Consider the following 16,180-nt stretch of genomic DNA (forward strand, 5'->3'; position numbering starts at 1 on the left):
AGCGCTGCACTAAGGCCTATGCTGAAGTGTGAGTCCCGCCCTTTGCGGGCGGGCTGTTCAGGCTGACGAGCGGGCAAGCCCGCTGCAGGAGTTAGCAATGTGGACTTGGCATAACGCCTTATTGCTCAGCACAGGCCTAGCCCTTGGCTTATTGCTGTTGCCGCCTGTGTTATGGCGTTTGCAGCAGCGCTGTGTACAAGCGTTGCTGCAACCCAGCGCTGTGCTGCCCAGTGCCGCCGCAAAAGCCCTCAGTGTGCAGCTGTATTGGCCCTTGCACGGACAAGCGGAGCATGTGGTCGCGGGCTTAGATAAGGCGCGCTTATGGCACTACCCGCGGGCGCAGTGGCAATTACTGCTGCATAGCACCACCGCAGACGATGCCAGCGTGCTGGCGGCCGATTGCCTGCAACAGCCGGGTTTTCGCCAGTTGCCGGTGCGTTGGTTAAGCGCCGGCCAGCGCCCGGTCGATGGCTTAGATGACAACGCGGATGTGCTGCTGATTAACACCAGCGCCACCACGTGGCACAGCCATTGGCTGAATGACTTGGCCGCGCGCTTTCAGCGTGCGCCACTGATGGCTATTCAACTGGCCGAACAAGGCTGGGCGCTGCGTTTAAGCGTGGTGCGACCATGGTTGGAGCGCGGTATTGAGCCGCACACCTTGCCGGCGCTATTGGCCGCGCAGGGTTACGAGCTGCAGCGTGAACAAGCCGTGCCGGCTGAAGGCGGGCGTGAAGCACGGCCGCTGTTGCGCTCGGTATTAAGAGCCTCGCTGCGTGGTGTGCTGCTGTTGAGCAGCCTGCTGCGTGGCATGCGCCCTTGGTTAGGTGGGCTGCTATTGCTGGGCTTGCTGGCGGCGGCGTGGCAACAGGCGCTGCACGGTTGGTTGTGGTTGGCCTTGCCGCTGGCGGCTTTGCTGCTGCGCCAGTCGGCCACTCGCTGGGCAAGGCGTTGGCGGCGTCTCAGCGGGGCTTGGCAACAAGCGCCAATGCTGCGCGTCGGTTAAATCGGCCGGCATAAAAAAGACTCAGGCGCCCAATGGCGCCTGAGTCTTTTTTAGTAACGCGCGTAGGGCGCTTACAGCGGGCTAACGCGAATCAGCAGGCCAATGCTGCCGTGGTCAAAGTAGTTCAGCTCTTTGTAACGCAGGCGGCGTTCTTGCTTTAGGCGCTCGCTGGCGGCCAGCAGGCCGTCGTCGGCGAAGTGGTTAACCCACAAATCCACGCCGGCATCGATGTAATTCACTTTGCGCAAATCCAGCTTCAGCTCTACCGGCTGGTGACCGTCTTGCAAGTCGCCGCCACCAATGCTGACGCTGGCTGGTTCGGCGCTCACGGCTTGCTTCCAGCTTTTTTGCATCAGCAACTGATAGCCATTGGCCGGGTTGTTCAGGCGGTCGGCTTCGCCAACCAGCATCGGGGTCATTTCCATGTCCGGTCGCACGGCTTGCGCGCCATCGGCCCAGGCATCGCTCACTGGCTGGCTGGCCAACAGCGGTTGCGCTTGGCGAAACACCAGCACTTCAATCTGGTACAGCGATTGAGCAAAAGCTGGGGCGGCCAGCAGGGTGGAAAGAACAAGCAAGGTGCGCAGCAGCGACATGGGCAATCAGTCCTTATTGGGTTTAGCAGAGCGGGCCAGACGTTCGAGCAGCGCTTCAACAGCATTGAAGCGCTCTTCCGGGCGGCTCATCGGCGAGGTGAAGCGTAGCAAGGTCGCGCCTTCAAGACGATAGCGCGCCGGCTCACCTTGGATCAGTTTCACAATCGTCAGGGGGTCAACACAGGTGCTGGCGCTGAATTCGATACGTCCGCCGTGCGGGCCTGCATCGATTTTGCTGATGCCCAGTGCTTCGGCCTGTTGCTTGAGCAAGGTCAGGCGGATGAGGTTTTTGGTGGGCTCAGGCAGCAGGCCAAAGCGGTCGATCATTTCCACTTGCAGCTCGCGCAGCTGCTCTTCGCTGTCGCAACTGGCAATGCGCTTGTAGATGATCAGACGGCTGTGCACATCCGGCAGGTAGTCCTCTGGGATCAATGCCGGAATGCGCAGGTTGATATCAATGCCGCTGGCCAGCGGTTGCTCTAGGTTGGGCTGTTCGCCTTTGCGGATGGCTTTCACCGCACGCTCGAGCATGTCCATGTACAGGCTAAAACCCACCGCTTGAATCTGCCCGCTCTGACCATCGCCGAGCAGCTCACCGGCGCCGCGAATTTCCAAGTCGTGGGTGGCCAGCACAAAGCCGGCACCCAAATCTTGCGCATTGGCGATGGCTTCTAAGCGCTTCTCGGCATCGGGTGTCATTTGCTTACGATCAGGCGTGAGCAAGTAGGCATAGGCTTGGTGATGGCTACGGCCTACGCGACCGCGCAGCTGGTGCAGCTGGGCTAAGCCGAACTTGTCGGCGCGCTCGATGATGATGGTGTTGGCGCTGGGTACGTCGATGCCGGTTTCGATAATCGTGGTGGTCACCAGCACGTTAAAGCGCTTGTGGTAGAAGTCGCCCATTACTTGCTCAAGATCGCGCTCGCGCATTTGCCCGTGGCTCACGGCAATCCGCGCTTCGGGCACTAGCTCGGCCAATTCTTGGGCGCATTTCTCGATGGTTTTCACTTCGTTGTGCAGGTAGTACACCTGCCCGCCGCGCAGCAGTTCACGCAGCACGGCTTCTTTGATCACCGGCTTGTTCTGCGGCATCACGAAGGTGCGCACCGACAAACGCCGTGCCGGTGGCGTGGCGATAATCGACAGCTCGCGCAGACCCGACACGGCCATGTTTAGCGTGCGTGGAATCGGCGTGGCGGTGAGGGTGAGAATGTCCACTTCACTGCGCAGCGCTTTGAGCTGTTCTTTCTGGCGCACGCCAAAACGGTGCTCTTCGTCGATGATCAACAGGCCTAAGTTGGCGAACTGCACGTCTTCCTGCAGCAGCTTGTGGGTGCCGATGATGATGTCCACTTTGCCCTCGGCCAGCGCTTGCGCGGCACTGGAGACTTCTTTGGCCGAGCGAAAACGCGACATCAGCTCGACCTTTACCGGCCAATCGGCAAAGCGGTCGCGGAAACTGTTGTAGTGCTGCTGGGCGAGCAGGGTGGTGGGCACCAGCACCGCCACTTGCTTGCCGCTGTGCACGGCGGTGAACGCGGCGCGCATCGCTACTTCGGTTTTGCCAAAGCCCACATCACCGCAAACCAAACGGTCCATGGGTTTGGCTTGGGTCATGTCCTGCATCACTGCGTCGATAGCAGCCTGCTGGTCGGGGGTTTCCTCAAAGGGGAAGCCTTCGGCAAAGCGGCGGTAATCTTCGGCGGGGTCGCTAAAGGCAAAGCCTTTGCGCGCGGCGCGGCGGGCGTAAATGTCCAGCAGTTCGGCGGCGACATCGCGCACTTGTTCGGCGGCTTTACGCCGGGCTTTTTGCCATTGCTCGCTGCCTAAACGGTGCAGCGGGGCGAGTTCATCATCGGCGCCGGTGTAGCGGGCGATGAGGTGCAGGTTAGCCACCGGCACATACAGCTTGGCTTCGTCGGCGTATTCAAGCAGCAAGAACTCGGTGCTTTGGCCTTCCACTTCAATGGTGGTCAGGCCTTGGTAACGACCCACGCCGTGATCGATATGCACCACCGGCGCGCCCATGCGCAGCTCGGTGAGGTTTTTGATCAGGTTGTCGCCGCCCTCATTGCGCCGTTCGCGGCGGCGGCTTTGTGCAACGCGCTGACCAAATAATTGGCTTTCGCAGATGATCGCCAGCGAGTCGCTGACTAAGCCTGTTTGCAGCGGAGCAATGCAGATGGCGCTGTTGTGTTGGCTGGTTAAAAAGTCCAGCCAATGCTCGATCACCACAGGTTTGCAGCCAATACGGGCTAGTAGTTCCAACAGTGCTTCGCGGCGGCCGGGCGACTCGGCAATGAATAAATGCCGGCCCGCATGGTTAGCGAGAAACGCGGCAACAGCGGCCAGCGGCTGCTCGGCTTTGGCCTCTACCGGCAGGCTTGGCGGGGCAGCGCAGTCGATGCGTTCGACGCCTACGGTGCTGGGCTCGTCGTCGTAACTTAAGGTTAAGCGCGGCCAGCGTTTTAATTCGGCGAAGCAGTCTTCCACCGGCAGAAACAAATCCTGCGGCGGCAGGATGGGGCGTTCGATGTCGTGGCGGCGGTCTTCATAGCGATTACGCACGTCGCGCCAGAATTGTTCGGCGGCCTTTTCGACGCCCGGCAGGGTAAATAGCTGGGTGTTTTTCGGCAGGTAGTCGAACAGGTTGGCGGTCTGCTCGTAAAACAGCGGCAGGTAGTACTCGATGCCGGCGGGAATCAGGTTGCTGGATAAATCCTGATACAGCGGGCAGCGGCGAAAATCCACATCAAAGCGTTCACGAAAGCGCGAGCGAAAGCCCAAGAGTGCTTCTTTGCTGGCCGGGAACTCTCGCCCAGGCAGCAAGCGCAGACTGTCGAGCTTGTCGAGGCTGCGCTGCGTTTCAGGGTCGAAGGTGCGCAGGGTGTCGATTTCATCATCAAACAAATCGACCCGAATCGGCGTTTGGCTGCCCATCGGAAATAAATCGAGCAACGCGCCGCGCACGGCAAACTCGCCGTGTTCGTACACGGTATCGACACAGCGGTAGCCGGCGGCTTCCAGCTGCTCGCGCATGCCGTCGAGGTTGAGCTTTTGCCCGGTTTTTAGCTCCAGACAATGGCCGCTGACGTAACTGGCCGGCGGCAGGCGGTGCAGCGCGGTGCTAATCGGCACCAGCAATAAGCCATGGCTGACTTGCGGCAGGCGGAACAGCGTGGCTAAGCGCTGCGAGATGATGTCTTGGTGCGGCGAGAAGAGATCGTAGGGCAGGGTTTCCCAGTCGGGCAGGCGCAGTACCGGCAGCTCCGGGGCGAAGAAGGCCACCTCTTGCTCAATCTGCTCGGCTTGCTGGCTATCGTTGGTCAGTAGCAGGTGAAAGCAATGGTTCGCTTCGGCGCTTTGCGCCAACGCCAGGGGCAGGGCGGCGCCTTGCAGGTTGCTCCAGACTTGTTTGCCTTGCTTAGGCAGCGCGGGTAAACGCAGTGCGCACACAACGAGGTCTCCAGCGTAAAAGGGGGCGATTGTAGCCTAAGGCAGTGCTTGATTGACCGGCCAAGCAGGCAAGTTGTGCAGTCAGGCGCGCAGTTAACGGCGTGACGAAATGGCCGTAGGTCGTCAGCGATTGCCCGTAAGGGCTTGGCTGGTCATAATATGCGCCCCTTATTTCCCTGTACCTGAAACAAAGGTGTTGCCGTGACTGTTAAGCCCGAAGCCTGTCTCAACGACTGGATCGAACGCGAAGAATTGGCCGAGGCCATGATTCCGCTGATTGGCCAGCTGTACCGCAATAATAATGTGGTGACGTCCATTTGTGGTCGTGGCCTGGTGAACCGCTCGGTGATCGCCATCCTCAAAGCGCATCGTTTTGCTCGTCGTCAAATCGACAACAGCGAAATCTCTGTGCGTGAGACCTTCCCAATTCTGAAAGCCATGGTTGACCTGAACCTAGGCGCTGCCTCGGTAGATCTGGGTCGCATGGCGGCTAAGTACCAGATTTCTGGTGCGGGCAAGTCGGTTGAGCAGTTTGTGGCTGACGAACTGGCCTCGGTGGCTGGCAAGAAAGGCGCCGTGCCGAGCAAAGGCACCGACGTTGTGCTGTACGGCTTTGGCCGTATCGGTCGCCTGCTGGCGCGCATCATGATCGAAAAAGCCGGTGCTGGCGAAGGCCTGCGTCTGCGCGCCATCGTGGTGCGTAAAGGCGCTGAGAATGACTTGGTTAAGCGTGCCAGCTTGCTGCGTCGTGACTCTGTGCATGGCCCGTTCCAAGGCACCATCACCATTGATGAAGCCAACAACACCATCACCGCCAATGGCACCCAGATTCAGGTGATCTACTCCAACGATCCGTCGACCGTGGATTACACCCAGTACGGCATCCAAGATGCCATCGTGGTGGACAACACCGGTAAGTGGCGTGATGCTGAAGGCCTAGGCCTGCACCTGAAGTGCCCGGGCGCTGCGCGTGTAGTGCTGACTGCGCCGGGTAAAGGCCTGAAGAACATCGTGCATGGTATCAACCATGACACCATCACCGCTGAAGATGCGATTGTGTCGGCCGCTTCGTGCACCACCAACGCCATCGTGCCGGTGCTGAAAGCCGTCAACGACAAGTTCGGTATCGTTAACGGTCACGTAGAAACCGTGCACTCGTACACCAACGATCAGAACCTGATCGACAACTTCCACAAGGGCGATCGTCGTGGTCGTGGTGCGCCGTTGAACATGGTGATCACCGAGACTGGCGCTGCTAAAGCCGTGGCTAAGGCGCTGCCTGAGCTGGCTGGTAAGCTGACTGGTAACGCGATTCGTGTGCCGACGCCGAACGTGTCTATGGCCATTCTCAACCTGAACCTTGAGAAAGCCGCTGAGCGTGAAGAGCTGAACAACTACCTGCGCGAAATGTCGCTGGAGTCGCCGCTGCACAAGCAGATCGACTACACCGAGTCGCCGGAAGTGGTCTCCACCGACTTCGTGGGCAGCCGTCACGCTGGTGTGGTGGATGGTCAAGCCACCATCTGCCAAGACAACCGCGTTGTACTGTACGTGTGGTACGACAACGAGTTCGGTTATAGCTGTCAGGTCGTGCGTATTCTGGAAGACATGGCTGGGGTTAACCCGCCGGCATTTCCGGCCTAAGTTCGCTTAGATGCACAATAAAACGGGGAGCTTAGGCTCCCCGTTTTGTTTTCTGCTTACAAACCAAGCAAGACGCTGCGCAGTTCTTTCGATAAGCCTTTTTCGCCGAGCCAGATGCCTAGGTACACCTGTGCGAGCTCAGGGTTTTGGCTGCGGAAGACTTCGCGACCATTAAATAGCAAGGTCAGGGTTTGGCTATCGTTACGGTAGTTAAGTCGATAGCGGTCCTCGCGTTTGATCGGCTCAAAACTGCTGTGTAGGCGGTCTATTTCGCTGCGCAAGGCATCTAGCTTGGTCTTATTGTGCTGGCGCTCTAGGGTTAGCCAAGCGGCTTCAATCAAGTCGGTGGTTTTAAGCGGGTAGAGGTAGGTGAGCTGTAAAGATTTGCTCACGCTGGGGCTTAGTGCATCGCTGTGAAAATCTGTTGGTAGGAATAATTCGGCGCGATAAACATCGACCCACAAATATTCCAGCAAATATTCGCCGTGTAATTGTAGTGGCGCTGAGTGGTCTAGTTTGTCCGATTTTTCCCCGTCGCCAGCCAACACAAAAGCAGGGTGGCCAAAGTGCAGGTACAGGGAAAATAGCGAGATAAAAAATAACCGTGACTTGATCATGCTCAGCTTCGACTTAGTGACTATGCTGGAGCATAACGTGCTGCAAAGTGACCCGTCCAACGTGAGGCGTTCTTGGAAAACTTGAAAAAAACCAAGTGCTTGAGTGGATGCTCAGGGGTGCGGCCTTTATAATCTCCCCGATTTATAACCGGGTTTGCGCCATCATCAAGGCTTATAAAGCAGTGTTGGCCCCGTTTTTAGGACCTGATGAAGGCTTAAACCCAAGAATTCTTATAACCAGTGGTTAGGCTAGGCACATGATAAAAATCAAGCGCGGTTTAGATCTGCCTATCACCGGTGCACCTGAACAGCGTATCGAGGCCGCTAGGCCCGTGCGCAGCGTAGGTGTCGTGGGGTTTGATTACCACGGCATGAAGCCTACGATGCAGGTGCAAGTCGGTGATCGCGTCAAACTCGGGCAGGTATTGTTTGCCGATAAAAAAACACCGGGTGTGGTGTACACCGCACCAGCAGCGGGGGTGGTTAGCGCCATTCACCGTGGTGAAAAGCGTGTTTTGCAATCGGTAGTCATCGACGTAGAAGGCGACGAGCAAGAGACTTTTGCTCAGTACGACGCCGCTAAGTTGGCTGACCTTGATCCGCAAGCTGTCCGTGACAATCTGATCAATTCCGGTCTGTGGACTGCATTACGCACCCGTCCGTTCAACAAGGTCCCGGCGGTTGATGCCGTGCCTTCTTCTATTTTCGTTACCGCAGTGGATACTCATCCGCTGGCCGGCGACCCTGCTGTAGCAGTGGCTGAGCACGCGGCTGACTTTGAGTCTGGCCTGAAGGTGCTTACGCGCTTGGCTAAGGTGTTCCTGTGTCAAGGCGAAGGCAGCAAGGTGCCTGGTGGCAATGTTGCCGGTGTAACTAGCGAAAGCTTTGCTGGCCCACACCCAGCCGGTTTGCCGGGTACGCACATCCATCACTTGGACCCAGTAACCGTCACTAAGCAAGTGTGGTTCCTGAACGCTCAAGAAGTGGTTGCCATCGGCAAACTGTTCACTACTGGCCAGCTGTGGACTGAGCGCGTGGTCGCTTTAGCCGGCCCTGTGGTCGATAAGCCGCGCCTGCTGCGCACCCGCTTGGGCGCGAGTTTGGACGAACTGACCGCTGGCGAGCTGCAGCCGGGTGAAAACCGTGTGGTATCGGGCTCGCTGCTGGGCGGTCGTACTGCCCGTGGTGCGTTTGCCTTCCTGGGCCGCTATCACGTGCAGGTGTCTTGCCTGAAAGAAGGTCGTGACCGCGAAATGTTCCACTACCTGCGTGCCGGTGTAGAGAAGCATTCCGTGCTCAACATCTTCTTGGCCAAGCTGTCGGCCGGCAAGAAGTTCAACTTCACCACCACCACAAACGGTTCGCCGCGCGCCATGGTGCCGGTGGGTAACTACGAAAACGTCATGCCGTTGGACATTCTGCCAACGCAGCTGCTGCGTTATCTGGTGGTTGGCGATACCGAAATGGCACAAAAACTGGGCTGTTTAGAGCTGGATGAAGAAGATCTGGCCCTGTGCAGCTACGTGTGTGCTGGTAAGTACGAATACGGCCCGATTCTGCGGGATAACCTGACCCGCATTGAGAAGGAGGGTTGATCCATGGGACTACGTTCCTATCTCGATAAAATCGAGCATAACTTCGAGCCGGGCGGCAAATACGAGAAGTGGTACGCGCTGTATGAAGCCGTAGACACCTTTATGTATCGCCCTGCGTCTGTGACCAAGACAACCGCCCACGTGCGTGATGGCTTGGACTTAAAGCGCATGATGATTCTGGTCTGGATGTGTACCTTCCCGGCCATGTTCTTCGGCATGTACAACATTGGCGCGCAAGCTAACAGCATCTTCGCTGCTCAGCCGGATTTACTGGCGGCACAAGACGGCTGGCGTTTTGGCCTGATCGGCCTGTTCGCTGGTTTTGATCCCAATAGTGTGTGGGATTGCTTTGTGCATGGCGCGGCGTACTTCCTGCCGGTCTACGCGGTGACCTTCATCGTCGGCGGCTTCTGGGAAGTGCTGTTCGCTTCTATCCGCAAGCACGAAGTTAACGAAGGTTTCTTCGTCACCTCCGTACTGTTTGCCCTGATTCTGCCTCCGAGCATTCCGCTGTGGCAGGTTGCGCTGGGCATCAGTTTCGGCGTGGTGTTGGGCAAAGAAGTCTTCGGCGGTACTGGTAAGAACTTCCTTAACCCGGCACTGACTGGTCGTGCGTTCCTGTTCTTCGCTTACCCAGCGCAAATGTCGGGTGATGCGGTATGGACTTCCGTAGATGGCTTCGCTGGCGCAACCGCGTTGAGCTTGGGCGCTTCTGGCGGCGTAGAAAACATCGTCGCTAACGGCATCACTTGGATGGACGCCTTCTTGGGCAACATTCAAGGTTCGATGGGTGAAGTAAGCACCTTGGCTATCTTGATCGGTGGTGGCGTACTGCTGCTGAGCCGTATCGCCGCATGGCGTATTGTTGCCGGTGTAATGATCGGTATGGTGGCTACTAGCACCCTGTTCAATGTCATTGGCTCAGAAACAAACCCGCTGTTTGCCATGCCGTGGTACTGGCACTTGGTGATTGGTGGCTTTGCCTTCGGCATGATGTTTATGGCGACTGACCCTGTGTCGGCTTCCATGACCAACACGGGCAAGTGGATCTTCGGCGGCTTAATTGGCCTGATGGTGGTGTTGATCCGTGTGGTCAACCCGGCATTCCCAGAGGGCATGATGCTGGCGATTCTGTTCGCTAACTTGTTCTCGCCGCTGATTGACCACTTTGTCATGCAGTCCAACATCAAGCGGAGGCTGGCACGCAATGTCTAATCAGAAGGAATCGACCGCACGTACCTTAACGGTGGCGTTGCTGGTCTGCCTGGTGTGCTCGGTGTTCGTCGCCGGTGCTGCTGTGGCACTTAAGCCCACGCAAGTGGAAAACAAGCAGCTGGATAAGCAGCGCAGCATTCTGGCCATCGCAGGCTTGGATGGCGGCAAAGCCCTGTCTGGCAGCGAAGTGAAAAAGCTCTATGGCGACAAGATTGTTGCCAAAGTGGTTGATCTGCGTACGGGTCAATTCACCGATGCGGTGGATGCTAAAACCTATGACCAGTTCAAGGCCGCCAAAGACCCTAAGGCTTCGCGTGTACTGAAAGGTGGCGAAGACTTGGCGCAAATTAAGCGCCAAGAAAACTTGGCCACGGTTTACTTGGTAGAAACCGACGGGCAAACCAGCACCGTTATTCTGCCGGTGCGTGGTTATGGTCTGTGGTCAACCTTGTACGGCTTTATTGCTCTTAAAGGTGACTTGAACACTGTGGTGGGTATGGGCTTCTACCAGCACGCGGAAACGCCGGGCTTGGGTGGTGAAGTGGATAACCCGAAGTGGAAAGGTCAGTGGCCGGGCAAAACCGTGTTTGACGCCGAGGGCAATCTTGCGGTGGCTATCGTGAAGGGCGGCGTAGATCCGCAAAGCCCGAACGCGGCTCATCAGGTAGATGCCTTGGCGGGCGCCACGCTGACCAGCGTGGGCGTCGACAATCTGCTGAAATTCTGGCTGGGCGAGCAGGGCTTTGGCCCGTTCCTAGCTAAGCTACGTGCTGGGGAGGCTTGATCATGTCGAAAATGACAGCCAAAGAAGTACTGCTAAACCCAATCTTTAATAACAACCCGATCGGCCTGCAGATTCTTGGTATCTGTTCAGCGTTGGCGGTGACCTCAAACCTGAAAACTGCGCTGGTGATGTCCGTGGCGCTGACCTTGGTTTGTGGCTTCTCCAACCTGTTCATTTCCATGATTCGCAGCCAGATCCCCAGCTCGATTCGTATGATCGTGCAAATGGTGATCATCGCCTCTTTGGTGATTCTGGTTGATCAGGTGCTCAAAGCCTACGCCTACAGCCTGTCTAAGCAGCTGTCGGTATTCGTTGGTTTGATCATCACCAACTGTATCGTGATGGGTCGTGCGGAAGCCTTTGCCATGCAAAACCCGCCGATGCTGTCGTTTGTTGACGGTATCGGTAACGGCTTGGGCTACAGCGTGATGCTGATTGCTCTGGGTGTGATTCGCGAGCTGTTTGGTGCTGGCAAGCTGATGGGCTACGAAGTGTTTCCCGTCATCAATGATGGCGGCTGGTACTTGCCCAACGGCATGCTGCTGCTGCCGCCGTCGGCGTTCTTCCTGATCGGCTTGTTCATCTGGGGCTTGCGTGCTTGGAAGAAAGACCAAGTGGAGCAGCCTTCGTTCAAGATGGCGCCGCAAGTGTCCAATAAGGAGGCTTACTAATGGAGCATTACATTAGTTTGTTCGTGAAGGCCGTGTTCGTGGAGAACATGGCACTGGCCTTCTTCTTGGGCATGTGTACCTTCATCGCGATCTCGAAAAAAGTCGAAACTGCGATTGGTCTGGGTATCGCTGTGGTGGTGGTGCAAACCATCACTGTGCCGGCTAACAACCTGATCTACACCTACTTGCTAAAAGACGGCGCACTGGCTTGGGCAGGTCTGCCTGAGGCTGACTTGTCGTTTTTGGGCTTGCTGAGCTACATCGGTGTGATCGCGGCCATCGTGCAAATCCTCGAGATGACCTTGGATAAGTACGTACCTAGCCTCTACAACGCCTTGGGTGTGTTCTTGCCGCTCATTACCGTGAACTGCGCCATCATGGGCGGCACCTTGTTCATGGTTGAGCGCGATTACAACCTCAGCGAAAGCGTGGTGTACGGTGCAGGCTCAGGCTTTTCTTGGGCGCTAGCGATTGCTGCTCTGGCCGGTATTCGCGAAAAGCTTAAGTACAGTGACGTGCCTGATGGCCTTCAAGGCTTGGGGATCACCTTCATCACCATTGGTCTCATGTCGTTGGGCTTTATGTCCTTCTCCGGCGTGCAGCTGTAAGTAAAGGATGAACGCATGATCAATTATGAGATTTTCCTCGCGATAGGCATGTTCACCGCCATTGTTTTGGCCTTGGTGGTGATCATCCTCATGGCGCGTGCCAAGCTGGTTTCCAGTGGTGATGTCACCATTGAAATCAACGGCGAGCGCACCATTACCGTGCCGGCAGGCGGCAAGCTGCTGCAAACCTTGGCCGGTAACAACATCTTCCTGTCTTCTGCTTGCGGCGGCGGCGGTACCTGCGCCCAGTGCAAGTGTGTGGTGGAGTCGGGTGGTGGCGAAATGCTGCCCACTGAAGAGTCGCACTTCACTAAGCGTGAAGCCCGCGAAGGCTGGCGTTTGTCGTGTCAGACGCCGGTTAAGGCCGACATGAAGATTGAAGTGCCGGAAGAAGTCTTCGGCGTGAAGAAGTGGGAATGTACTGTTGAGTCCAACCCTAACGTGGCCACCTTTATTAAAGAGCTGACTTTGCGTCTGCCCGAAGGTGAAAGCGTCGACTTCCGCGCCGGTGGCTATGTGCAGCTGGAATGCCCGCCGCACACCGTCAACTACAAAGACTTCGACATTGAGCCGCGTTTCCGCGACGACTGGGACAAGTTTGACCTGTGGCGCTATGTCTCTAAGGTCGATGAAACCGTTATCCGTGCTTATTCCATGGCTAACTACCCTGAAGAGCGTGGCATGGTGAAGTTCAATATCCGTATTGCTTCGCCGCCGCCGGGCAAAGACGTGCCGCCGGGTCAGATGTCCTCCTATGTGTTCAATCTGAAGCCGGGTGACAAAATCACTGTGTACGGGCCGTTTGGTGAATTCTTCGCCAAAGACACCGACGCGGAGATGGTGTTTATCGGCGGTGGTGCCGGTATGGCGCCGATGCGCTCGCACATCTTCGATCAGCTCAAGCGCTTGAACTCAAGCCGTAAGATCAGCTTCTGGTATGGCGCACGTTCTATGCGTGAGGCCTTCTATGTAGATGAGTACGACTCACTGCAAGCTGGGCATGAGAACTTTAAGTGGCATCTGGCCTTGTCTGATCCGCTACCGGAAGACAACTGGAAGGGCTACACCGGGTTCATCCACAACGTGTTGTACGAGAACTACCTGAAGGACCATCCGGCTCCGGAAGATTGTGAGTTCTACATGTGCGGCCCGCCGATGATGAACGCAGCGGTGATCAAGATGTTGACCGACTTGGGCGTAGAAAAAGAGAACATTCTTCTCGATGACTTTGGTGGCTAACCGCTGCCGCGCTCTGATCCAGCCCGTCTTGACTGTCAGCTTGCTGGCAGCCTTGACGGGCTGTTTCGTTGAACGCGAGCAGGTAGAACGTTTTTCCGGCCCAACCATGGGCAGCACGTACACGGTGCAGTTTGTTGCGACCAACAGCACTCCGCCGGTTGAGCAGGTGCAGGCCATGGTGGAAGCCTACTTGGCCGAGGTTGATCAGGCCTTTTCCACCTACCGTGAAGACTCCCTGTTAAGCCGTTTTAATCAATTGCCTGCGGGCAGTTGCATGGCCATGCCAGAGAGCGTTCGGCATGTCACCGCCACGGCGCTGCAGCTGGCTGCGCAGAGTGACGGTGCCTTTGAGCCAACGATTAAACCGTTACTGCGGGCGTGGGGGTTTGGCCCGGGTTCACAAGGCCCTAAACACCCAACAGTCGATGAGCTAGCTGCGGCAAAAGCACGTATGGGCTATCAGCAGCTGAGCATGCAAGGAGAGCTGCTGTGTAAGGCTGTTGCCTTAGAGCTTGATCTCAACAGTATCGTGGCAGGTTATGCGATTGATCAGCTAGGCGAGCGTTTACAGGCTATGGGCGTCGAGCGCTATCTGGTTGAAGCAACCGGTGAGCTTAAAGCGCAAGGCCTTAAGCCGAAGGCGCAACCCTGGCGGATCGCCATCGAAGCGCCGCACGATAACGAGCGAGTAGCTCAGCAAGTGGTCACACTAGATGGCATTGGCGTGTCTAATTCCGGTGATTACCGCAATTATTACGAGGAAGATGGCGTGCGCTTATCGCACACGCTCGATCCGCGTACGGAAAAACCGATTGATCACCATCTGGCTTCGGTAACTGTGTTGCACGAATCCACTGAGTTGGCCGACGGGCTTTCCACGCTGCTCATGGTGCTGGGCCCGGAACAGGGCTACAGTTTTGCCAAGGCTCATCAAATTGCCGCGCTGTTTGTCACGCGCACTGAGTCTGGTTTTACCGCGCAGGGTTCGCCGCTGTATCAACAGCGCTATGCCGCGCAAGGAGTTGAAAAATGATTTGGTTAGCGACTTTTTTAGTGTTTTTACTGGTCGTCGCCGGCATGGCCGTCGGCGTGATGATGGGGCGTAAACCCATCGCAGGTTCTTGTGGTGGTATTGCCAACCTGGGGATCGAGAAAGAGTGCTCGATTTGCGGTGGCGATATGACCAAATGTGAAGAAACGAATAAAACAGACGGCGCTAACACGTCGAATAAGCAGGCCCAGAGCTACGACGCGACCAAGGTCTAGTGGTGCGTTTTTGGCCTCACGGCACACTGCAGCGATTGATTAAGGAGTGATGGATGGCGGTTTATAACTACGACGTAGTGGTACTTGGTTCGGGCCCAGCCGGTGAGGGCGCGGCCATGAATGCCGCAAAACTGGGGCGTAAAGTGGCCATGGTTGAGCGCAGCTCGCTAATTGGTGGCAACTGCACCCACTTGGGCACCATTCCCTCTAAGGCACTGCGTCACTCGGTTAAGCAGATCATCCAGTTCAATACCAACAGCATGTTTCGCCAGATCGGCGAGCCGCGCTGGTTCTCCTTTCCCGATGTGCTGAAAAGCGCCGAGCGGGTGATTGCTAAGCAGGTGTCGTCGCGCACCAGTTTTTATGCGCGTAACCGCGTGGATGTGTTTTGCGGTAAAGGCAGCTTTGCCGACGAACACACCATTGAGGTGGTGTGTGCCAATGGTGTGGTCGAGAAGCTGATCGCCAAAGACATCATCATTGCCACCGGCTCGCGCCCGTATCGCCCAGTGGATGTGAACTTTGCGCATCCGCGTATCTACGATAGCGACACCATCTTGCGTTTGGGGCACACGCCGCGCTCGCTGATTATTTATGGCGCCGGGGTGATTGGTTGCGAATACGCGTCTATTTTCAGTGGCTTGGGCGTGCGAGTGGACTTAGTAGATACCCGCGATCAGCTACTTAATTTCCTCGACGATGAGATTTCCGATGCGCTGAGCTACCACCTGCGCAACACCGGCGTGCTGATTCGTCATAACGAAGAATATGACAGCGTCGAAGGTGTCGATAACGGCGTGGTGCTGCACTTGAAGTCCGGCAAAAAACTCAAAGCTGACGCCTTCTTGTGGTGTAACGGGCGTACCGGTAATACGCAGGACCTGTACCTCGAAAACATTGGCTTGCAGGCCAATGGTCGTGGTCAGGTGACGGTGGATGAAAACTACCGTACCAGCGTCGAGAATGTGTATGCCGCTGGTGACGTGATCGGCTGGCCGAGCTTGGCCAGTGCCGCCTTTGACCAAGGCCGTTCAGCGGCAGGCAATATCGTTAACGATGATGCATGGCGTTTTGTCGATGATGTGCCGACGGGTATTTACACCATTCCGGAGATCAGCTCGCTGGGGAAAACCGAGCGTGAGCTGACTAACGAGAAGGTGCCTTACGAGGTCGGTAAGGCGTTCTTCAAAAATATGGCGCGCGCGCAAATCACCCGTGAGCCAGTCGGCATGCTGAAAATCCTCTTCCATCGCGAAACCATGGAAGTGCTGGGTATTCACTGCTTTGGCGACCAAGCCTCGGAGATTGTGCATATCGGCCAAGCGATCATGAGCCAGAAGGGCGAGGCCAACAGCATTAAGTACTTCGTCAACACCACGTTTAACTACCCGACCATGGCCGAAGCCTACCGGGTAGCGGCGCTGGATGGCTTGAACCGGATTTTTTAACCGGCACCGACCAGTCTCCCGGGCTGGTCGGGCAG

The 16,180-nt window shown here is 56.7% G+C and carries 14 protein-coding genes; 11 read left to right on the forward strand and 3 right to left on the reverse strand.

Features of this window, described 5'->3' with window-relative positions; translation table 11 throughout:
• Window positions 1–97: 97 nt before the first annotated feature.
• Entirely contained in the window at window positions 98–1,006 is a 909-nt protein-coding gene (locus BMX80_RS09090) for a hypothetical protein (RefSeq protein ID WP_074867442.1), read from the forward strand.
• 71 nt (window positions 1,007–1,077) lie between these two features.
• Here the strand turns inward: BMX80_RS09090 and BMX80_RS09095 are convergent, their stop codons facing one another.
• Complete coding sequence (locus BMX80_RS09095) at window positions 1,078–1,602, reverse strand: CsiV family protein (RefSeq protein WP_074867444.1); 525 nt, start codon at window positions 1,600–1,602, stop codon at window positions 1,078–1,080.
• A 6-nt stretch (window positions 1,603–1,608) separates the two neighbouring features.
• Window positions 1,609–5,058, reverse strand: coding sequence for a transcription-repair coupling factor (gene mfd / locus BMX80_RS09100; RefSeq protein ID WP_074867446.1), 3,450 nt, complete (start codon window positions 5,056–5,058; stop codon window positions 1,609–1,611).
• A gap of 201 nt (window positions 5,059–5,259) precedes the next feature.
• On the opposite strand from mfd, the gene BMX80_RS09105 reads away from it, so the two are divergent.
• Window positions 5,260–6,702: a glyceraldehyde-3-phosphate dehydrogenase gene (locus BMX80_RS09105; RefSeq protein ID WP_071873432.1), complete on the forward strand. Its 1,443-nt coding sequence runs from the start codon at window positions 5,260–5,262 to the stop codon at window positions 6,700–6,702.
• Window positions 6,703–6,758: 56 nt separating this feature from the next.
• On the opposite strand, the gene BMX80_RS09110 is transcribed toward BMX80_RS09105, so the two are convergent.
• On the reverse strand, window positions 6,759–7,319 hold the full coding sequence (locus BMX80_RS09110; protein ID WP_074867448.1) for a chalcone isomerase family protein: 561 nt from the start codon (window positions 7,317–7,319) through the stop codon (window positions 6,759–6,761).
• 257 nt (window positions 7,320–7,576) lie between these two features.
• Between BMX80_RS09110 and BMX80_RS09115 the strand changes: the two genes are divergently transcribed.
• From BMX80_RS09115 to sthA, 9 genes are read left to right on the forward strand one after another with little or no spacing between them, the layout of a single operon-like run.
• Window positions 7,577–8,914, forward strand: coding sequence for a Na(+)-translocating NADH-quinone reductase subunit A (locus BMX80_RS09115; protein WP_074867450.1), 1,338 nt, complete (start codon window positions 7,577–7,579; stop codon window positions 8,912–8,914).
• 3 nt (window positions 8,915–8,917) lie between these two features.
• A complete protein-coding gene (locus BMX80_RS09120) occupies window positions 8,918–10,129 on the forward strand; it encodes an NADH:ubiquinone reductase (Na(+)-transporting) subunit B (RefSeq protein WP_074867464.1) in 1,212 nt (403 codons plus the stop codon).
• The gene (locus BMX80_RS09125; RefSeq protein WP_074867465.1) at window positions 10,122–10,913 is read left to right on the forward strand and encodes a Na(+)-translocating NADH-quinone reductase subunit C; all 792 of its coding nucleotides are present in this window, start codon (window positions 10,122–10,124) and stop codon (window positions 10,911–10,913) included. The genes BMX80_RS09120 and BMX80_RS09125 overlap by 8 nt, the downstream gene beginning before the upstream one ends.
• 2 nt (window positions 10,914–10,915) lie before the next feature.
• Window positions 10,916–11,584, forward strand: coding sequence for an NADH:ubiquinone reductase (Na(+)-transporting) subunit D (locus BMX80_RS09130; protein WP_074867467.1), 669 nt, complete (start codon window positions 10,916–10,918; stop codon window positions 11,582–11,584).
• A complete protein-coding gene (nqrE, locus tag BMX80_RS09135; protein ID WP_074867469.1) occupies window positions 11,584–12,192 on the forward strand; it encodes an NADH:ubiquinone reductase (Na(+)-transporting) subunit E in 609 nt (202 codons plus the stop codon). Before BMX80_RS09130 ends, nqrE begins: the two co-directional genes overlap by 1 nt.
• A gap of 15 nt (window positions 12,193–12,207) precedes the next feature.
• Window positions 12,208–13,431: an NADH:ubiquinone reductase (Na(+)-transporting) subunit F gene (gene nqrF / locus BMX80_RS09140; RefSeq protein WP_139214068.1), complete on the forward strand. Its 1,224-nt coding sequence runs from the start codon at window positions 12,208–12,210 to the stop codon at window positions 13,429–13,431.
• A complete protein-coding gene (locus tag BMX80_RS09145; protein ID WP_407922790.1) occupies window positions 13,424–14,464 on the forward strand; it encodes an FAD:protein FMN transferase in 1,041 nt (346 codons plus the stop codon). The genes nqrF and BMX80_RS09145 overlap by 8 nt, the downstream gene beginning before the upstream one ends.
• Complete coding sequence (gene nqrM / locus BMX80_RS09150; RefSeq protein ID WP_071872595.1) at window positions 14,461–14,697, forward strand: (Na+)-NQR maturation NqrM; 237 nt, start codon at window positions 14,461–14,463, stop codon at window positions 14,695–14,697. The genes BMX80_RS09145 and nqrM overlap by 4 nt, the downstream gene beginning before the upstream one ends.
• Window positions 14,698–14,750: 53 nt before the next feature.
• A complete protein-coding gene (gene sthA, locus BMX80_RS09155) occupies window positions 14,751–16,145 on the forward strand; it encodes a Si-specific NAD(P)(+) transhydrogenase (protein WP_071872596.1) in 1,395 nt (464 codons plus the stop codon).
• Window positions 16,146–16,180: the final 35 nt, after the last annotated feature.

Source organism: Atopomonas hussainii (assembly GCF_900109735.1).
Classification (GTDB): Bacteria; Pseudomonadota; Gammaproteobacteria; order Pseudomonadales; family Pseudomonadaceae; genus Atopomonas; species Atopomonas hussainii.